Source organism: Amycolatopsis sp. A1MSW2902 (genome assembly GCF_017312175.1).
GTDB classification, from domain to species: domain Bacteria; phylum Actinomycetota; class Actinomycetes; order Mycobacteriales; family Pseudonocardiaceae; genus Amycolatopsis; species Amycolatopsis nivea.
This window is the reverse complement of sequence record NZ_QJPO01000001.1, coordinates 1,778,647-1,800,305: the sequence shown is the minus strand read 5'-3', so window position 1 is coordinate 1,800,305 and position 21,659 is coordinate 1,778,647. Positions and strand designations below refer to the sequence as shown.

General features: G+C 72.7%; 3 protein-coding genes and 1 pseudogene. All 4 read left to right on the top strand.

Going from position 1 to position 21,659, the window contains the following annotated elements; translation table 11 throughout:
• The first annotated feature begins 44 nt into the window (after nt 1-44).
• The 4 genes and pseudogenes from DMP23_RS08260 to DMP23_RS08245 all read left to right on the top strand — a co-directional run bounded on the left by DMP23_RS08260 (nt 45) and on the right by DMP23_RS08245 (nt 21,578).
• Nucleotides 45-941, top strand: coding sequence for a nucleotide disphospho-sugar-binding domain-containing protein (locus DMP23_RS08260; protein ID WP_337820667.1), 897 nt, complete (start codon nt 45-47; stop codon nt 939-941).
• Nucleotides 942-1,188: 247 nt separating this feature from the next.
• A pseudogene (locus DMP23_RS08255) lies at nt 1,189-6,417 on the top strand (SDR family NAD(P)-dependent oxidoreductase); the annotation flags it as partial.
• On the top strand, nt 6,402-11,177 hold the full coding sequence (locus tag DMP23_RS08250; RefSeq protein WP_443111337.1) for a type I polyketide synthase: 4,776 nt from the start codon (nt 6,402-6,404) through the stop codon (nt 11,175-11,177). The pseudogene DMP23_RS08255 and the gene DMP23_RS08250, both read left to right, overlap by 16 nt.
• Before the next feature lie 72 nt (nt 11,178-11,249).
• On the top strand, nt 11,250-21,578 hold the full coding sequence (locus DMP23_RS08245) for an SDR family NAD(P)-dependent oxidoreductase (protein ID WP_443111336.1): 10,329 nt from the start codon (nt 11,250-11,252) through the stop codon (nt 21,576-21,578).
• Nucleotides 21,579-21,659 lie beyond the last annotated feature (81 nt).

Genomic DNA, 21,659 nt, shown 5'->3' with positions numbered 1-21,659 from the left:
TCGCGCCGGGCGTGCCCCGGTTTCCTTTTCCTGGAGTGGATTCCATGCGTGTGCTCATGGCCGCCCCGTCTTCGCCCGCCCGGCTGCACAATCTCGCGCCACTCGCGTGGGCATTGCGGACGGCGGGCCATGACGTGAAAATCGCCGGACGCCCTTCGTTCACCGAGGAGATCCTCCGCACCAGTTGCGTGGCGGTCGAGCTGGAAAACGGTGCCGAAGAGGCGCTCGCCGAGTCCGCGGCCTTGGCCGAGTTCGCCGAGTTGTGGCGCCCCCAGGTCGTGGTCTCCGACGCCCTCGCCCCGGCGGGAACGGCCGCCGCGCGAGCGGTCGGAGCCGTCGCCGTCCGCGTCCTCGGCGCGCTGGACGAGCAGGACGCGGACGACACCGCAGACGTCACTTTGGACACTGTGCCGCCGTCGCTGCGGACTGGTGACAGTGCCGTCCGCGCGGTGCGGCACGTGCCCTACTTCGGTCCCGTGGTGGTGCCGAATTGGTTGCGGCGCAAGGCGCGACGCAGTCGCGTGCTGCTTTCCCTCACCGACGAAGCGCTGTTCGGCCCATTGTTCGACGCGGTCGCGGGAGCGGACTTCGAACTCGTGTGCTCGGCCCGCGTACCGGAGGGGGTCACGCTGCCGGCCAACGCTCGGCTTGTCGACTCCGTGCCGCCGGCCGCGCTGCTGCCGACGTGCGCCGCGGTCATCCACGACGGCGACGCGGCCCTCGCGCTCGCGGCGGCAGCGCACGGCCTGCCCCAGCTTTCCCTTGCCGAATCAGCGATCACCGCGCGCATCGCGGCGGCCGGTGCCGGGAAGACCGGCTCCAGCGAAGCGGCCCGCACGCTGACGGCCGACGAGGAGCTCGGCCGTGCCGCGAAGGCGTTGCGGGAAGAAATCGCGGCACTGCCCGCCCCGCGCACCGTGGTGGACGAACTGATTCGCTGACCGCACCGCAGAAGTCCGTGAGGGCCGCCTTGAGGGAATGAATTTCCCGCAGGGCGGCCCTCCCGCATGTCCGCCGGTCGCCGACCCCGGACTCCGTCGGTTAGGGGTGGGACGGGGCACCACATCTGGATAGCGTTTTTCCCGGAATCACCTGGAAATCGCGGCAACTTCCCGAGGCGGTCGATTACGTGAGTGCCAATTTCTGCTTCGCCCGCGCCGGACTGGGGGCAATGACGTGAGCACGGAAAACGAGGGCAAGCTGCTCGGTTACCTCAAGCGCGCCACCGCGGAACTGCGCGAGGCGAAGCAGGTGCTGCGGGACGCGCGGGAGGCCGAGACCGAGCCGATCGCGATCGTCGGCATGGACTGCCGCTACCCTGGCGGCGTCGCTTCCCCGGAAGACCTGTGGGAGCTGGTGGCGACCGGCACCGACGCCATCGGCCCGTTCCCGGCCGACCGCGGCTGGGCTCTGGATGCGCTCTACGACCCTTCGGGCGAGCGGCCCGGCACCACGAACACCCGCGAGGCAGGCTTCCTCTACGACGCCGCCGAGTTCGACCCCGAGTTCTTCGGCATCTCGCCGCGCGAGGCCCGGGCGATGGACGCGCAGCAGCGGCTGCTGCTGCAGACGTCCTGGACCGCGCTGGAGCGGGCCGGCATCGTGCCGGAGACGTTGCGCGGCAGCAACACCGGTGTGTTCGCCGGGGTGATGTACCACGACTACCTCGGCCACGAAGCCGCTGGCAGCGTCGTCTCCGGACGGGTCGCGTACGCGCTCGGGCTGGAAGGCCCGGCGGTGACGGTGGACACCGCGTGCTCGTCCTCGCTCGTCGCGCTGCACTGGGCCGCCCAGGCGCTGCGCCGCGGGGACTGCGCGCTGGCTCTCGTCGGCGGGGTCACGGTGATGGCCACGCCCGGGACGTTCGTGGACTTCGCCGAGCAGCGCGGCCTGTCGGACGACGGCCGCTGCAAGGCGTTCGCCGCGAGCGCCGACGGAACCGGCTGGGGCGAGGGTGTCGGCGTGCTCGTTGTCGAGCGACTGTCCGACGCCCGCAGGCTCGGTCACGACGTGCTCGCCGTGGTGCGCGGCAGCGCGGTCAACTCGGACGGCGCCTCCAGCGGGCTCACCGTCCCCAATGGACCGGCGCAGCAGCGGGTCATCCAGCAGGCGCTCGAATCGGCCGGACTGTCCACTTCGGACGTCGACCTCGTCGAAGGGCACGGCACCGGGACGAAGCTGGGCGACCCGATCGAGGCGCAGGCCCTGCTGGCAACCTACGGTCAGCGCTCCGAAGCGGCCGGAGAGCCGCTCTGGCTCGGCTCGCTCAAATCGAACATCGGGCACGCGCAGGCCGCGGCCGGTGTCGGCGGTGTGATCAAGGTCGTGCAGGCTATCCGCCACGGCGTGCTGCCGAAGACCCTGCACGTGGACGCGCCCTCGCCGCACGTCGACTGGTCGGCGGGCAAGGTCGAGCTGCTCACCGAGTCCCGTGCGTGGCCCGAAGTGTCCCGGCCGCGGCGTGGCGCGGTGTCGTCGTTCGGCATCAGCGGCACGAACGCCCACGTGATCGTGGAGCAGGCGGAGGCGGCCTCGGAGGAGCCGACGACCCCGCCCGCGCTGCCGGTCGTCGCGTGGCCAGTGTCGGCCGACTCGGCGGACACCCTGGCGGCACAGGCACCGCGGCTCGCCGATACCGCCGGTTCGCTCGCCGACATCGGTTTCTCCCTCGCCACAACACGTTCGGCGCTGGACCACCGGGCCGTCGTCGTCGGTGCCGACCACGCGGAGCTGCTTGCCGGGCTGAACGCGCTCGCCGAGGGTGCCGACGCGCCCGGCGTAGTGCGCGATCGGCGGGGCAACGGCCGCATGGCGTTCCTGTTCACCGGTCAGGGCGCCCAGCGCGCCGGGATGGGCCTGGCGCTCGCCGAGCAGTACCCGGCCTTCGCCGAAGCGCTCGACGCCGTGGCCGCCGAACTGGACCAGCATCTGGACAGTCCACTGAGGACGGTTCTCGAAGACGAGGAAGCACTGCAGCAGACCGGCTTCACGCAACCGGCGCTGTTCGCCGTCGAGGTCGCGCTGTTCCGGCTGCTGGAAACCTGGGGCGTGCGGCCGGACTTCCTCCTCGGGCACTCGATCGGCGAGCTGGCCGCGGCGCACGTCGCCGGAATCCTCTCGCTGCGCGACGCCTGCACGCTGGTCGCCGCGCGCGCGAAGCTCATGCAGGCCCTGCCCGCGGGCGGCGCGATGGTCGCGATCCAGGCCACCGAAGCCGAGGTGACGCCGTTGCTCACGGACGAGGTGAGCATCGCCGCGATCAACGGCCCGGACGCGCTCGTGGTTTCCGGTACCGAAGAAGGAACCGCCGCGGTCGCCGCGCAGTTCGAGGGTCGCAAGACCTCGAAGCTGCGCGTCTCGCACGCTTTCCACTCGCCGCTGATGGAGCCGATGCTCGCCGAGTTCGCCGCCGTCGCGAAGAAGCTTTCCTATGCCGCGCCTGCGATCCCGATCGTCTCGACGGTCTCAGCCGATGCCGACCTCACGACTCCGGAGTACTGGGTGCACCAGGTCCGCGCGGCCGTCCGGTTCCACGACGGCGTGCGCACGCTGGCTGGCGAAGGCGTCCGGACGTTCGTTGAGATCGGGCCGGGCGCGGTGCTCACCGCCGCCGCGCGGACCGCGCTAGACGACGACGCACTCGCCTTCGTCCCGGCGCAGCGCAAGGACCGCGCCGAAGCCCACACCGTCGTCACCGCGCTCGCGACCCTGCACGCCCGGGGGATTCCCGTGGACTGGGCCGCGTTCTACCCCGGTGCTCGCCGGGTCGCGCTGCCCACCTACTCGTTCCGCCGCACCCGCTACTGGGCACCCGCCACCATCGCCGCCGGGGACGTCGCGGACCACGGCCAGGAGCCCGCCGGACACCCCGTGCTGAGCGCCGTCGTGCGAGTCCCGGACTCCGACACGCTCGTGCTGACCGGCCGGCTGTCGACCACCACCGCGCCGTGGCTCGCCGACCACGTCGTCCTCGGCACGATCCTGTTGCCCGGCACGGCTTTCCTCGAACTGGCGCAGCGCGCCGCCGACGAAGCGGGCTGCTCCCGGATCGAGGAGCTGACGCTGCACGCCCCGCTGACCCTCGCCGAGGGCGCGGGCGCGGCGATCCAGGTTTCGGTGGACGCCGAGGACGAAGGCCGGCGCCGGATCGCCGTCCACTCGCGACCCGACGGCCAGGACGCCTGGATCCGGCACGCCGAGGGGTTCGCTGGAACCGAGGCGGAGCCGCCCTCGTTCGACTTGGCCGAGTGGCCGCCGGCCGGTGCCGTCGAGGTCGAGCTGGCCGACCCGTACGCGCGGCTCGCGGAGCTGGGCTACGACTACGGCACCGCTTTCCAAGGCCTGCGGGCGATGTGGCGCGACGGCGACGACGTGTACGCGGACGTCGTCCTGCCCGACGCTGCCGACGCCGTCGGCTACGGTCTGCACCCGGCGCTGCTCGACGCCGCGATGCACGCCCAGCTGCTCGGCCCGGCGCCCGAGGACGGCGAAGCGAAGCCGATGCTGCCGTTCGCGTTCAGCGGCACCACCCTGCACCGCGCGGGAGCGGCGGCGTTGCGGGTGCACGTCTCGCCGACCAGTCCGGACACCATCACGCTGCGGATCGCCGACGACGCGGGCTCGCCGGTGTTGTCCGTCGAATCCCTTGCCGCGCGGCCGATCTCGCTGGACAAGCTGGCGTCGACCCGGGATTCGCTGTTCCGGGTGGAGTGGGAACCCGCCGGGAACAACGGGAACGCCGCGGGCGCGAAGGTGCTGGAGGTGTCCACTCCGGACGGTCCGTCGCCCGAAGCTGCCCGCACGGTCACGCGACAGGTGCTCACCGCCGTCCGGGAACTGCTCGCCGAGGACGGCGAGACCCGCTTGGCCGTGGTCACGCGCGGCGCGGTGTCGGTCGACGGCGAGGACGTCGACCCGGTCCTCGCGCCGGTCTGGGGCCTGGTGCGGGCGGCCGAAGCCGAAAACCCGGGCCGCTTCGCGCTCGTCGACCTCGACGGGAACGGCACCGTCGAAGCCGCCTTGGCCACCGGGGAACCGGAAACCGCCGTCCGCGGCGGCAAGGTTCTCGTGCCGCGCCTGACCCCCGCGACTCCGCCAGCCGGGGAGCTGAACTGGAACCCGGACGGGACCGTCCTCATCACCGGCGGCACCGGCGGGCTCGGCGCGGTCGTCGCGAAGCACCTGGTGACGCGGCACGGCGTGCGCCGCCTGCTGCTCACCAGCCGCCGGGGTGCCGACGCGCCCGGCGCGGCCGAGTTGCGCGAAGAACTCCAGCAGCTGGGCGGCGAGGTGACGATCGCGAGCTGCGACGTCACCGACGCGGCGTCCGTGCGGTCGCTGCTCGACGCGATCCCGGCCGAAGCACCGCTGACCGCCGTCCTGCACGCCGCGGGCGTCCCCGCCGCCGGCCGGGTCGAGGCCCTCGCCGACGACGAACTCGACCGCGTCTTCGCCCCCAAGGTCGACGGCGCGTGGAACCTGCACGAGCTGACCGGTGACCTGGCCGCGTTCATCCTGTTCTCCTCGGCCGCGAGCACGGTCCTCGCCGCAGGTCAGGCCGGGTACGCCGCCGCCAACGCCTACCTGGACGAGCTGGCTCGCCACCGCCAGGCCCAAGGGCTCGCAGCGACGGCACTGGCCTGGGGCGCCTGGGCCGAGGACGGCGGCATGGCAGGCGAACTCGACGAGGCCGACTTCCGCAGGCTGCGCCGCCTCGGCACACCGCCGATGGCCACCGAGGAAGCCCTCGCCTTGCTTGACGCGTGCCTCACCGCCGAGGACGCCGTGCTCGCGCCGGTGAAGCTCGACCTCGCGGCGCTGCGTGCTCGCAGCGACGCTCTTCCGCCGGTGCTGCGCGGGCTCGTGCGGCCCGCGCCGAGCCGCCGCCCGGCCGCCCGCTCCGGAGCCGCGGTCGCCGCCCGGCTGGGCACGCTGCCCGAGACCGAGCGCGAGGCCTACCTCCTGAACGTGGTGGCCGAGCAGGTCGCGGCGGTGCTGGGCTTCGCTTCGGCCGCGTCCGTCGAGCCCGAGCGGGCCTTCCAGGAAATGGGGTTCGACTCGCTCACCTCGGTCGAGCTGCGCAACCAGCTCGGCGCGCTGACCGGCCTGAAGCTGACCGCGACCATCGTGTTCGACCATCCGACGCCCGCCGCGCTCGCCCGGCGCCTGCACGAGCTGCTCGGCCCGGCCCGTGGCGCCGCGGAGCCGCTGCTGACCGAGATCGACCGCCTGGAAACCCTCCTCGGCGGCGCGGCCGGAACGCTGAACGGCTCGACCGCGAAGGTCGCCGCGCGCCTGGACGCCCTGGTGCGCAAGTGGACCGACGCGCACGCGGGAGCCGAAACCGAAGCCGGTCTGGACGAGGCCACCGACGACGAGCTGTTTGCCGTGCTGGACGACGAATTGGGCATCTCATGAACGGGCAGACCATGAGCAACGAGGACAAGCTCCGCGACTACCTGAAGCGTGCGACGGCCGATCTCAAGCAGGCCCGCCGCCGGCTGCACGAGCTGGAGGCGCGCGACACCGAGCCGATCGCGATCATCGGCATGAGCTGCCGCTACCCCGGGGGCATCGCGACGCCGGACGACCTGTGGGACGTCGTCGACGAGGGCCGCGACGTGATCGGCGAGTTCCCGGCCGACCGCGGCTGGGACATCGAGGGCGTCTACGACCCGACGCCCGAGCGGCCCGGCAAGACCTACACGCGCCACGGCGGTTTCCTTTACGACGCGGCGAATTTCGACGCGGAGTTCTTCGGCATCAGCCCGCGCGACGCCCGTCGTGCCGACCCGCAGCAGCGGATCCTGCTCGAAGCGTCCTGGGAGGCCATCGAGCGCGCCGGGCTCGACCCGCACGCACTGAAGGGCAGCCCCACCGGCGTCTTCGCTGGCGTGATGTACCACGACTACAGCGGCGGCAGCCCCGAAGGCAGCCTCGTGTCCGGTCAGGTTTCCTACACGCTCGGTCTGGAAGGACCGTCGGTGTCGGTGGACACCGCGTGCTCGTCTTCGCTGGTGGCACTGCATATGGCCGCCCAGGGACTGCGTCGCGGAGACTGCTCGCTCGCGCTGGTCAGCGGCGTCGCCGTGATGGGCACGCCCGAGATGTTCGTGGACTTCTCCAGCCGCCGCGGTCTGGCCGCGGACGGCCGCAGCAAGTCGTTCTCCGACGACGCGAACGGCACGTCGTGGGCCGAGGGCGTCGGCGTGCTCGTGCTGGAACGCGTTTCGGAGGCGCGCCGCAATGGGCACCAGATCCTCGCTCTGCTACGCGGTTCCGCCGTGAACCAGGACGGCGCGAGCAACGGCTTCTCCGCTCCGAACGGCCCCTCGCAGGTCCGGGTGATCGAGGCGGCGCTCGCCGACGCCGGGCTTTCAGTGTCCGATGTGGACGCTGTCGAGGCACACGGCACCGGAACCGCGTTGGGCGACCCGATCGAAGCGCAGTCGCTGATGGAAACCTACGGGCAGCGCACGACGGGGGAGCCGCTGCTGCTCGGCTCGATCAAGTCGAACATGGGCCACCCGCAGGCCGCCGCCGGCGTCGCCGGGGTGATCAAGATGGTGCAGGCGCTGCGGCACGCCAAGCTGCCGAAGACGCTGCACGTCGGCACCCCTTCGACGCACGTCGACTGGACCGCGGGCGCGGTGGAGCTGCTGACGGAGCCGCGTGAGTGGCCCGAGGTGAACCGGCCGCGCCGCGGGGCCGTGTCCTCGTTCGGCGTCAGCGGCACCAACGCGCACGTGATCCTGGAGCAGGCACCGAGCCAGGAGCGGGAAGAACCGCCCGCGCCGGTGGTCCACCCGCTCGTGCTCTCGGCGAAGACCCCGGCCGCGCTCGCCGCGGCAGCGGGCCGGATCGCGTCCCATGTGGACAGCCACGCCGACGAACTCGCCGACATCGCGCACACCCTCGCCACCGGACGAGCTCGGCTCGACCACCGCGCGGTAGTTGTCGCGCAGGATTCCAAGCAGGCCGCGGAAGCGCTGCGGGCGTTGGCTTCCGGCGGATCGCGCCCAGACGTCGTCACCGGTACCGCCGACGCACGCGGCAAGACCGTGTTCGTGTTCCCCGGCCAAGGCTCGCAGTGGACCGGAATGGCGACCGCGTTGCTGGAGCAGTCGCCGGTGTTCGGCGAGCGGATGGCCGAGTGCGATGCGGAGCTGCGGAAGTTCGCGGACTGGTCGGTGCTCGCGGTGCTGCGCGGCGAACCCGGCACCCCGCCCGCCGACCGCGTGGACGTGGTGCAGCCGATGCTGTGGGCGGTGATGGTCTCGCTGGCCGCGCTGTGGCGGGCGCACGGCGTGGAGCCGGACATGGTGATCGGCCACTCGCAGGGCGAAATCGCCGCCGCGAGCGTCTCGGGCGCACTGTCCCTTGAGGACGGAGCCCGCGTGGTCGCGTTGCGCAGCAAGGCGATCGGTGACGTCCTCGGCGGCCGGGGCGGCGGGATGCTCGCCGTCGGCCTGCCCGCTTCCGGCCTCGGCTCCCGGCTCGACGCCTGGGACGGCCGGATCTCGGTGGCTGCGGACAACGGCGCCACGTCGGCCGTGCTGTCCGGCGACGGCGCTGCCCTTGACGAACTGCGCGACCAGCTGGTCGAGGAGGGATTCCGCGCCAAGCGGGTGCCGGTGGACTACGCGTCGCACTCCGCGCACGTCGAGCACCTCGCCGACCGGCTGCTGGCCGACCTCGCCCCGATCACCCCCGGCGCGGGGACGGTCGCGATGACCTCCACGGTGACCGAGGAGCCGGTGACCGAGTCCACTATGGACGCCCGGTACTGGTTCACCAACCTCCGCACGACGGTCCGGTTCGCGCCGGTGGTCGCGAAGCTCGCCGAGGCGGGTTACACGCGGTTCATCGAGATCAGCCCGCATCCGGTGCTGGCCATGAGCATCCAGGAGACCCTGGACGAAGGCGGCCACAACGGTTCCGTCACCGGGACCCTGCGCCGCGACGAAGGCGGTCTGACCCGGTTCGCGACCTCGCTCGCCGAGCACTCGGTCCGCGGCGGCGCGGCGGATTGGGCCTCGCTGGTTCCCGGCGCACAGCTCGTGGAACTGCCGACTTATCCGTTCCAGCACAAGCGCTTCTGGCACGAAGAAGAGGCCGCGGCGGTTCCGGTGACCGGAGCGCAGGTCGCCGACCAGGACTTCTGGCAGGACATCGCCGCAGGCGACGTCGACGCGCTCGCCACCCGGCTCGGCGTCGAAACCGCTCCGCTGGCCGAAGTCGTCCCGGCGCTGGCCGCCTGGCACGGCCGCCGCACCGACCTGTCCACAATAGAATCCTGGCGCTACCGAGTCTCCTGGGCACCGGTGAGCGTCGCGGGCGAGCTGGCCGGAACCTGGTTGGTCGTCGTCCCCGCCGACGTTCCCGAAGCGACCGAGCTGGCTGATGCACTCGCCGCGCAGGGCGACGTCGTCCGGGTGATCGCGACGGCGGACCGCGCCGAACTGGCCGGGCAGCTCACCGAGGCGACCGCGGTGCGGCCGTTCGACGGCGTGCTGTCGTTGCTCGCGCTCGACACCCGCGAACACGCGGAGCACCCCGCGCTCACCACTCCGGTCGCCGCCACCGTCGCGCTGCTGCAAGCCTTGCGCGACACCGGGGTTGACGCCCCGGCGTGGGTGGTCACTCGTGGGGCGGTCGCGGTAGACGCCTTCTCCGACGCCGACCCGGCCGCCGCGGCGGTGTGGGGACTCGGCACGGTCGTCGCGCTCGACCAGCCCGCCGCTTGGGGCGGCCTGGTCGACGTCGAGGGCCCGGCGGACGCCGCGCGGCTGGCCGCGGTGGTGTCCGGGACCGACAACGAGGACCAGGTCGCGATCCGGCCGTCCGGGGTGTTCGCCCGGCGCATGGTCCGCGCGCCGCTGCCCGCGACCGACGCGGAGTGGAAGCCGCGGGGAACGGTGCTGGTCACCGGCGGGACGGGCGCGGTCGGCGCGCACGTCGCCCGCTGGCTGGCCGGACGGGGCGCCGAGCACCTCGTGCTCACCAGCCGCCGCGGTCTCGACGCTGAAGGCGCGCGGGAGCTGGTCGAAGAGCTGGCTGGCACCCGCGTCACGGTCGCGGCCTGCGACGTCACCGACAAGCAGGCGCTCGCGGCGCTGCTGGCCGAGCACCCGCCGACGGCCGTGGTGCACGCCGCGGGTGTCCTGACCGACGAGCCGGCCCTCGCCGACGTCACGCCCGCGGAGTTCGCCGCCGCCACCCGCGCCAAGATCACCGGCGCGGCCCTGCTCGACGAACTGCTGGGCGACACCGAGCTGGACGCGTTCGTGCTGATGTCCTCCGGCGCCGCCGTGTGGGGCACCTCCGGTCAGCCCGCTTACGCCGCGGGCAACGCCTACCTCGACGCGCTCGCCCGCCGTCGCCGTGCCGCGGGACGCACCGCGACCGCGGTCGCGTGGGGGTCATGGGGCGGCGGAGGCATGGTCGACGCCGAAGCGAGCGACCTGCTGCGCCGCATCGGCCTGGCCGAGATGGCCCCGGAACTCGCGGCCGAGGCACTGGGCCAGGCGCTGGACCGCGACGAGACCCACCTGGTGGTCGCCGACATCGACTGGGCCACGTTCGCCCCGGTGTACCAGCTCGCCCGGCCTCGGCCGCTGCTGCGCGCGCTGGCCGAGGTCGCCGAGGAGGAGACCGGCCCGGTCGAGGACACCGGCGACCTGAAGGGGAAGCTCGCCTCGCTGACGCCCGCCGAACAGCAGCGGACGCTGCTGGAGCTGGTCCGCGGCCAGGTCGCCGTGGTCGCCGGATACGACAACGGCTCGGCGGTCGAACCGGCCCGCGCGTTCAAGGAACTCGGGTTCGACTCGGTCACCGCGGTCGACCTGCGCAACCGGCTCGGGGCCGCCACCGGGCTCAAACTCCCGGCCACCGTCGCGTTCGACCACGTCAACCCGCAGGCGCTCGCCGAACATCTGTGGACCCAGCTGGGCGGCGGCGAGGCGGCGGTCCCGCTGGAGGCGGAACTGGACCGGCTCGAGGCGGTCGCGTCCGCTTTGGACGCCGCGGAGATCGACCGGTCCCGGATCGTCGTCCGCCTGCAGGCGATGGTGACCGCCCTGCACCAGACCCTGGCCGGCACCAAGGCCGCCGACGTCCTGCAAACCGCGACCACGGACGAGCTGTTCGCCCTCATCGACAACGAGCTCGGCGCCTGAGCGCACCCACCCAGCGACAAGAGGATTCTGGCGATGACTGACGAAAGCAAGCTGGTCGACTACCTGAAGCGGGTGACCGCCAACCTGCAGGAGACGCGTGAGCGGCTTCGCGCGGTCGAGGCGGCGGAGGCCGAGCCGATCGCGATCGTGGCGATGGGCTGCCGGTACCCGGGCGACGTGCGCTCGGCCGACGACCTCTGGGAGCTGGTGGCCGGCGGCCGGGACGCGATCGGCGCGTTCCCGTCCGACCGCGGCTGGAACCTGGACACACTGTTCGACGCCGACCCCGACAGCCCGGGCACGAGCTACGTATCCGAGGGCGGCTTCGTCCACGACGTCGGCGAGTTCGACGCGCCGTTCTTCGGCGTCTCCCCGCGCGAGGCGCTGGCCATGGACCCGCAGCAGCGGATCGTGCTGGAGCTGGCGTGGGAGACGTTCGAGCGGGCCGGCATCGCGCCGCACTCGCTCGCCAAACAGCAGGTAGGGGTCTTCGTCGGCAGCGGCGACCAGGACTACTACGACGAGCTGCCGCCGTCCGTGCTCGCGGGCGAGGTCGCGGACTACCTGAGCACCGGCAACGCCGCGTCGGTCATTTCCGGCCGGGTCGCCTACGCGCTCGGGCTGGAAGGACCGGCGCTCACGGTCGACACGGCGTGCTCGTCGTCGCTGGTCGCCCTGCACCTCGCCGTGCAGGCGCTGCGGCAGCGCGACTGCGCGCTGGCGCTGGCCGGCGGCGTGATGGTGATGTCGCGGCCGGGTCCGTTCCTGGCGTTCAGCCGTCAGCGCGGGCTCGCCGCGGACGGCCGGTGCAAGGCATTCTCCGACAGTGCAGACGGCACCGGTTGGGCCGAGGGCGCGGGAACCCTGCTGCTGGAACGGCTTTCCGACGCGCGCCGCAACGGTCACCCCGTCCTCGCGGTTGTGCGCGGTTCCGCGGTGAACTCCGACGGCGCGTCGAATGGGCTCACCGCACCGAACGGTCCTTCGCAGCAGCGGGTGATCCGGCAGGCGCTGGCGAACGCGCAGCTCTCGGCGTCCGATGTGGACGCCGTCGAGGGCCACGGCACCGGCACCACGCTCGGCGATCCCATTGAGGCGCAAGCCTTGCTGGCCACTTACGGCCAGGACCGGGACCGTCCGCTGTGGCTCGGTTCGATCAAGTCGAACATCGGCCACGCGCAGGGCGCGGCTGGCGTCGGCGGTGTGATCAAGATGGTGCAGGCAATGCGCAACGGCCTGCTGCCTCGCACACTCCATGTCACCGAACCGTCCACCGAGGTCGATTGGACCTCCGGCGCGGTCGAGCTGCTGACGGAGGAGCGTCCGTGGGCGGCTGGGGAACGCCCGCGGCGCGCGGGTGTGTCGTCGTTCGGCGTCAGCGGCACCAATGCACACGTGATCGTCGAAGAAGCTCCCGCCGTTGAAGCGGAAGAAGTGACGCCGAGCTGGCCGGAAGGCGTCCCGGTCCCGTGGCCGCTCGCCGGGCACGGTGCCGCGGCGCTTAAGGCGCAGGCGGCCCAGCTACTGTCCGTTGTGGACGGTGCGACCCCACTCGACCTTGGTTTCTCCCTGGCTACGTCCCGGTCGCCGCTCAGCCACCGTGCCGTCGTGCTCGACGGGAAGGCCGGAGTCGCCGCCCTTGCTGACGGCTCGACGTCGCCCGCGCTGGTCACAGGCACCGCCGTCGAGGGGCTCACCGCGTTCCTCTTCTCCGGACAGGGCGCTCAGCGCGCACGCATGGGAGCCGAGCTGGCCGCCGCGTTCCCGGTGTTCGCCGAGGCACTGGACGAGGTCTTCGCCGCGATCGACCCGCACCTCGACCGTCCACTGAAGACGGTCGTCTTCGAGAACCCGCGGCTGATCAACCAGACCGGCTACACCCAGCCCGCGCTTTTCGCGATCGAGGTGGCGCTCTTCCGGCTGCTGTCGTCGTGGGGCATCAAGCCCGACTTCCTGCTCGGCCACTCGGTCGGCGAGCTGGCCGCCGCGCATGTCGCGGGGGTGCTGTCGCTGGCCGACGCCTGCGCTCTCGTCGCGGCCCGGGCGAAGCTCATGCAGGCCTTGCCGACCGGTGGCGCGATGGTCGCCCTGCAGGCGACCGAGGACGAGGTCGCCCCGCAGCTGACCGCCGACGTCAGCATCGCCGCGATCAACGGCCCGGACTCGGTGGTGCTTTCCGGCACCGAAGACGCGGTCGCCGCGGTGGTGGCGAAGTTCGAGGGCCGCAAGTCCTCGAAGCTCAAGGTGTCGCACGCGTTCCACTCGCCGCTGATGGAGCCGATGCTGGCGGAGTTCGCCGCCGTCGCCCGCACGCTCACCTACTCGCGGCCCGAAATCCCGGTGATCTCCAACGTTTCCGGCGCGCTCGCCGGGGCCGAGATCGCCACGCCGGAGTACTGGGTCTCGCACGTCCGCGCCGCGGTCCGGTTCCACGACGGGCTGACCGCGCTGAGCGCACAGGGCGTTTCCCGCTTCGTCGAGGTCGGGCCGGACGGCGTGCTTTCCGCGCTCGCCCGGCAGAGCTTCGACGCGGTGGTCGTGCCGGTCCTGCGCAAGGACCGGCCGGAGCCGCAGGCAGCGCTCACGGCGCTCGCCGAACTGTTCGTCAGCGGGCTCGTCCCGGACTGGGCCGCGGTCTTCGCCGGCCGCGGCGCCCAGCGCGTCGACCTCCCGCCGTATGCCTTCCAGCGCAAGCGCTACTGGATCGACGCCCGCGCCAACCGCGACGAGGTGACCGCTGCCGGACTCGCCTCGGCCGGGCACCCGCTGCTCGGTGCCGCCGTCTCCCTCGCCGACACCGACGGCGTGGTGCTCACCGGGCGGCTTTCGGCGGAGACGCACGCGTGGCTGGCCGAGCACCGGCTCGGCGAGGTCATCACCGTGCCCGGCACGGCGTTCCTGGAGCTGGTGGTCCGCGCTGGCGACCAGGTCGGCAGCGGCCGGATCGAAGAACTCACGCTCAGCAGCCCGCTGGTGGTGCCGGAGCGCGGCGGTGTGCAGGTCCAGGTGACCGTCGGCGCGGCGGGGGAGCACGGCGTCCGCTCCGTGACGGTCCACTCGCGCGCGGAAGGCGCCGACGGCGAACCGTGGACGCTGCACGCGAGCGGCACGGTCACGCCACCGTCGTACCGCGGCGGGGTGGAGCTGGCCGAGTGGCCGCCCGCCGGTGCCGAGCCGGTCGGGATCGACGGCGTGTACGACGACTTCGCCGACACCGGCCTGACCTACGGACCGCTTTTCCGTTCCCTGCAGGCAGTGTGGCAACGCGACGGCGAGATCTTTGCTGAAGTCGCGCTGCCGGAAGACAGCGACGCTGACCGCTTCGGCTTGCACCCGGCCGCGCTCGACGCCTGCACCCACGCCCTGCGCGTCGCGGGCGGAGGGGACGGCGGCGTCGGCCTGGTTCCGTTCTGCTGGACCGGCGTCGAACTGCACGCCACTGGTGCGTCCGCGCTGCGCGTGCGGTTCAAGCCGACCACCGAGGACGGCTACGAGATCGCCCTCGCCGACCCGACTGGCGGGCCGGTCGCGACGGTCGCCGAGACGGTGTTCCGCGCCTTCACCGCGCCGGTCGCCGAGCAGACCGCTCCGCTGTACCGGATCGAATGGCAGCGGTCGGCCGAAACCGAATCCACTGTGGACACTGCCGACGTGCAGGTCCTGGAGTGCGTCGGCGAATCCGGCACCGCCGCCGAGACGCACGAACTCACGCACCGCGTCCTGGCCGCCCTCCAGACGTGGCTGTCCGAGGAACACTCCGAGCAAGCCAGGCTCGTGGTGGTCACCCGCGGCGCGGTCCCGGCCGCCGGAGACGTCACCGACCTCGCCGCCTCGGCGGTCTGGGGCCTGGTCCGCTCCGCGCAGGAGGAGAACCCGGACGCCTTCGTCCTGCTCGACCTCGACGCCGAAACCACGCCGGAAGCGGTGTTGCCGCAGGTGCTGGCCTCGGGCGAAACGCAGGCGGCGGTCCGGCTCGGCACGGTCCTCGTGCCGCGGCTGGTCCGCACGACGCCGGAGCTGGACCGGCCGTACTTCTGCCCGCACGGCACGGTGCTGGTCACCGGCGCGTCCGGTGCGCTCGGCGGAAAGCTCGCCCGGCACCTGGTCGCCGAGCACGGGGTGCGCAGGCTGCTGCTGCTCAGCCGCCGGATCACGCCCGCGCTCGACCAGCTGGCCGCTGAACTGCGGGAGAGCGAGGTCGACGTCCGGTTGGAGCGCTGCGACGTCGCCGACCGCGAGGCGCTGGCCGGCGTGCTGGCGTCGCTGCCGGAGGAGAACCCGCTCACCGCGGTCGTGCACGCCGCTGGCGTTCTCGACGACGGTGTGGTCACCGCGCTCACCCCGGAGCGGGTCGACGCGGTGCTCGCCCCGAAGGTCGACGGCGCGCTGAACCTGCACGATCTCACCCGCGAGACCGCGCTGTCCGCGTTCGTGCTGTTCTCGTCGGTCTCCGGCGTGCTCGGCGCGCCCGGCCAGGGCAGCTACGCCGCGGCCAACGCGTACCTGGACGCCCTCGCGTCGCACCGCGTCGCGCACGGCCTGCCGGGTCTGTCGCTCGACTGGGGCCTGTGGGGCGAGGTCGGCGGCATGGGCGGCACGCTCACCGAAGAGGAGGTGCAGCGGCTCGCGGCCAGCGGCATCGTGCCACTGTCCACTGCGGACGGGCTGGCGCTGTTCGACCGCGCGCTCGCGGTCCGCAAACCGACCGCCGTCCCGGCCAAGCTCGACCTTCCGGTGCTGCGCAAACTCGACCGGCTCCCGCGCACGCTGGAACAGCTCGTCGGCCGCACCGCGCGCCGGGTCGCCGCCACGGCCGGGTCCTCAGTGGACTCCTTCGCCGGACGGCTGCTGAGCTTGCCGGAAGAAGATCGGCGCGACGCCGTGCTGGAACTGGTGCGCGGACACGCCGCGACCGTGCTCGGCTACAGCGGGGCGCACGAAATCGAGTCGTCGGCGCAGTTCTCGTCGCTCGGCTTCGACTCGCTGACCGCGATCGAACTGCGCAACGGCCTCACCGCGGCCACCGGGCAGCGGCTGCCCGCGACCCTGATCTTCGACTACCCGACGCCGACCTCGCTGGCCGCGCACCTGCTGGCCGAGCTGGCCGGCACGACGGTCGAGGTCAGCACAGTGTCCACTAAGGACAACTCGGACGAGCCGATCGCGATCGTCGGCATGGCCTGCCGCTTGCCCGGCGGGGTCACCTCGCCGGAACAGCTGTGGGAACTGGTCGCCGAGGGCCGCGAAGCGATCGGCGACTTCCCGGCCGACCGCGGCTGGGACGTCGACGGTCTGCTCGACCCGACCGGCCGCCGCCCCGGCACGACGTATGTCGCACGCGGCGGGTTCGTCTACGACGCGGGCGATTTCGACCCGACGTTCTTCGGCGTCTCGCCGAAGGAAGCGCCGATGATCGACCCGCAGCAGCGGCTGCTGCTCGAAGCCTCGTGGGAGGCACTGGAGCGGTCCGGGATCGACCCGGTTTCGCTCAAGGGCAGCCCGACCGGGGTGTACGCGGGCGTCCAGTACCACGACTACGCGGGTGCGAGCAGCGCTGGATCGATCGTCACTGGCCGGGTGTCCTACTCCCTCGGCCTCGAGGGCCCGGCCGTCTCGGTGGACACGGCGTGCTCGTCGTCGCTGGTCGCGATGCACATGGCGGCGCAGGCGCTGCGCGGCGGGGACTGCTCGCTCGCGCTGGCCGGCGGCGTCACGGTGATGGCGACCCCGGAGACGTTCGTCGAGTTCAGCCGCCAGAAGGGACTGGCCCCCGACGGCCGGTGCAAGGTGTTCTCCGACGACGCCGACGGCACGACCTGGTCCGAAGGCGTCGGCGTCCTGGTCCTGGAGCGTCTCTCCGACGCCCGCGCCAACGGGCACCCGGTGCTCGCGGTCCTCAAGGGCAGCGCGGTGAACCAGGACGGCACCTCGAACGGCCTGACCGCGCCGAACGGTCCCGCGCAGCAGCGGGTGATCCGCGCGGCGCTGGCCGACGCCGGACTGGAACCGTCCGATGTGGACGCCGTCGAAGCGCACGGCACGGGCACGAAGCTGGGCGACCCGATCGAAGTCCAGGCGCTGCTGGCCACTTACGGCACGCAGACCTCGGCGGACCGTCCCTTGTGGATCGGATCGGTGAAGTCGAACATCGGGCACACTCAGGCCGCCGCGGGCGCCGCTGGCGTGATCAAGATGATCGAAGCGATGCGGCACGGCGAACTCCCCGCGACGCTGAACGTGGGCAAACCGTCGAGCGAGATCGACTGGTCCTCGGGCGCGGTGCGAGTGCTGGCCGAGCCGGTGAAGTGGCTGCCCAACGGCCACACCCGCCGGGCGGGCGTCTCCTCCTTCGGCGTGAGCGGCACCAACGCGCACGTGATCCTGGAGGAAGGCGACCGGCGCGAGGTCACCGCCTCGACTGGTCCGGAGTACGACGGCCCGGTCGCGTGGCCGGTCTCCGGTCGCGGTGCCGCGGCGTTGCGGGCACAGGCCGAGCAACTGATGTCCTATGTGGACGAAGAGCCGGAGGGCAGCCTCGCCGACATCGGCGTCTCGCTGGCCACCACGCGCGGCGCGTTCGACCGCCGGGCGGTGCTGATCGGCAGCCGGTCGCCGCAGTTCGTGCGCGGTCTCGCGGCGCTGGTCGACGAGGAAGAGGCGCGCGGGGTCGTCAGCGGGACCGCCACCGCGGGCGGGCGCACCGCGTTCCTGTTCGCAGGGCAGGGTTCGCAGCGCGCGAAGATGGGGGCACGGCTCGCCGAGCAGTACCCGGCGTTCGCCGCCGCGTACGACGAAGCCTGTGCCGCGGTCGACCGGCACCTGGACCGCCCCATCCGGCCGATCATCGACAGCGGGGAGGGCCTCGACGAGACCCGCTACACCCAGCCCGCGCTGTTCGCTCTGGAAGTCGCGCTGTTCCGCCTGGTCCGTGCGTGGGGCGTCAAACCGGACGTGCTCGCCGGGCATTCGATCGGCGAGATCGCGGCGGCCCACTGCGCTGGCGTGCTTTCCCTTGAGGACGCGGCGAAGCTGGTAGTCGCTCGCGGTGCGCTGATGCAGGCACTGCCGACCGGTGGCGCGATGGTGGCGATCGACGGGACTCCCGAAGCGGTTCGCGAAGCTGCTGGGGACACTGTGGACATTGCCGCGGTGAACGGTCCGACCGCGGTGGTGATCTCCGGCGCTGAAGAAGCGGTTGCCGAGGTGGCGGCGAAGTTCGAGCGCACCAAGAAACTCCGTGTCTCGCACGCGTTCCACTCGCGACTGATGGACCCGATGCTCGGCGAGTTCCGCACTGTCGCGGAAGGACTGTCCTATGCGGACCCGCGGATCCCGGTCATCTCGACGGTCACCGGCGGCCCGGCGGACCTGACCTCGCCGGAGTACTGGGTGAACCAGGTCCGCGCAGGGGTGCAGTTCCGCGACGCGGTCACTCGGGCCGCCGCGGACGGCGTGACCCGGTTCCTGGAGCTGGGCCCGGACACCACGCTCGCCGCGATGGCCGCGGGTTGCTTCGACGAGCAGCCCGAGGCGCTGGCTTCGCTGCTGCACAAGGAGAACGACGAGGCGGTGGCCGCGCTGACCGGTGTCGCGCAGCTGCACGTCAGCGGCGTCGACGTCGACTGGTCCGCGATCTACGAGCCGACCGGTGCCCGTCCGGTGCCGGTGCCGACGTATCCGTTCCAGCGCCAGCGCTTCTGGCTGGAGAGCACCTCCGGCGCGGTCGGCGAGGAGGACCACCCGCTGCTCGGGACGGCACTGGAACTCGCCGACGCCGAGGGGCTGCTGTTCAGCGGACGGCTTTCGGTCGGCACGCACCCGTGGCTGGCCGACCACGTCGTCGGCGGCTCGATCCTGTTCCCCGGCACCGGTTTCGTCGAGATGGCGATCCGGGCGGGCGACGAGGCGGGCTGCCCGCGCTTGGAGGAACTGACCCTGGAATATCCGCTGGTCGTCCCCGAACGCTCCGGCGTCCGCGTGCAGTTCGCCCTCGGCGCGCCCGACGGCAGCGGCAGCCGGACGTTCAGCGTGCACTCCCGGCCGGAAGGCGACAGCGCCGCCTGGACGCGGCACGCGATCGGCAAGCTCGCCAAGGCGGGCAAGGCCGGGAAGTTCGAGCTGGCCGAGTGGCCGCCCGCCGGCGCGGAGGAGGTCCGCCTGGAGGGCACCTACGAAGAGCTGGCCGCCGACGGGCTCGCCTACGGTCCGGCGTTCCGCGGGCTCGTCGCGGCCTGGAAGCGCGACGGCGAAGCGTTCGCCGAGATCCAGCTCCCGGCCTCGGTGTCCGATGTGGACCGTTACGGCATCCACCCCGCCGTGCTCGACGCCGCGCTGCACACCATCGGTGTCTCCGGCGCGGCCGGGGACGAACCGGCGCTGCCGTTCGCCTGGGAAGGTGTCCGGTTGCACGCAGTCGGGGCGACGACCCTGCGGGTCCACGTCCGCCCGGTCGGCTCCGGTGCGGTTTCGCTCGACGTCGCCGACGGTGCCGGGGCACCGGTCGCGTCGGTGGAATCCCTGCTGCTGCGCCCGATGTCGGCCGTACCGCAGGCGGCACCGACCGGCGGTGGCGACTCGCTGTTCCGCGTTGCTTGGGAGCAGGCCGACCTCGACGCCGTCGCCGAGGTCACCGACTGGACTGTGCTCGGCCCGGACGCCTTCGGCCTTACCGAAGCGCTGGGCGCCAAGGCAGCCGGGACGGTCGCCGAGGCGAGCGGACTGGTCGTGCTTCCGGCAGGCGGCACCGACGATATCCACGCCGAACTGCACCGCGTGCTCGGCCTGCTGCAGGACTGGCTCGCCGGGTCCACCGGTTCGCTGATCGTGGCGACCCGGGGTGCGGTGGCCGCCGAAGAGGGGGAGAACCCCGACCCGGCCGGCGCCGCGGTCGCGGGCCTGGTGCGCTCGGCACAGGCCGAACACCCCGGCCGGATCACGCTGGCAGACCTCGGCGCGGGCACCCCGGCCGGCCGGACGCTGGCCGCGGTGTCGGCCTCCGACGAGCCGCAGGTGGCGCTGCGGGCGGGCGCGGTGCTGGTGCCGCGCCTGGTCCGGGCGGCCGACGCGGCAGCGGCCCCGGTATGGGACGCCGAGGGCACGGTGCTCGTCACCGGAGCCACCGGCGCGCTCGGCACGGCCGTGGCGCGGCACCTGGCTACCGAACACGGCGTGCGGAACCTGCTGCTGGTCAGCCGTCGCGGTGCGGACGCGCCGGGCGCGGCCGAACTGCGGGACGAACTGTCCGGTCTCGGCGCCGAGGCCACGTTCGCCGCCTGCGACGTGGCCGACCGGGAGGCGCTGGCGGCATTGCTGGCCGGAATCCCGGCCGACGCGCCGCTGCGGGCAGTGGTGCACGCGGCCGGCGTCCTGGACGACGGGGTGCTGACTTCCCTTACCCCGGAACGACTCGACAAGGTGCTGCGCCCGAAGGTCGACGCGGCAGAGGCGTTGCACGAGCTGACCCGCGAGCTGGACCTCACCGCGTTCGTGCTGTTCTCGTCGGCCGCCGGGGTCCTCGGCGCACCGGGGCAGGGCAGCTACGCCGCGGCCAACGCGTTCCTGGACGCACTGGCCGCCCGGCGCCGCACCGAGGGCCTCACCGGCACCTCGCTGGCATGGGGCCTGTGGAGCGACGGCATGGGCGCGGCGCTGGAAGACGCGGACGCGCACCGCATCGGCGAGACCGGCATCACCGCACTGTCCACTGAGGACGGTCTGCGGCTGCTGGACGCGACGGTCGGCGCGGCGGAGGCGCAACTGGTGCCGATCGCACTGGACACGCGCGTGCTGGCGTCGTCCGGCGGCGACGACCTCCCGGCCGTGCTGCGCGGTCTGGCAGGCACGCCCGGCCGCCGCGCGGCGCAGGACACGGCGGAGGACACCGAATCGCTGGCCAAGAAACTGGCTGGCCTGGCGGCGAACAAGCGCGTCCCGCTGGTGCTGAACCTGGTGCGCACGCACGCCGCCGCGCTGCTGGGCCACGCCGGTCCGGAGGCGGTGGAAGCGGACCGCTCGTTCAACGAGGTCGGCTTCGATTCGTTGTCCGCCACCGGGTTCCGCAACAAGCTCAGCCTCGTCACCGGGCTGAAGCTGCCGGTCAGCCTGATCTTCGACTACCCGACGCCGCGGATCCTTTCCGAGTTCCTCGTCGGCGAACTGGCTCCTGCCGAAGAAGCACCCGTCGAAGAAACCGTTACGGAACAAGGAGTCCGGGAGGCCCTGGCGGGAATCCCGCTGGAGAAGCTCCGTGCGGCCGGGCTGCTGGACGGGCTGCTGGAGCTGGCCGGCGTGCGCCTTGCCGAAGACCGCGCCGAGGAGCCGGAAGCCGTGGAGGAGGCGTCGATCGACGACCTCGACACGGACGCGCTGATCAGCATGGCGATCGGCGCCGGCGACGACTGAGCGCACCGGGCGCGAGGGGCGGGAACCCCTAACCCGGCAGGCCCCGGCCACTGTTGTCCGGCCCTGCCGGGTGTGGCCCAC

Coding starts and splice junctions, on each gene's coding strand:
- DMP23_RS08260 (WP_337820667.1), top strand. CDS start 45: ATGCGTGTGCTCATGGCCGCCCCGTCTTCGCCCGCCCGGCTGCACAAT.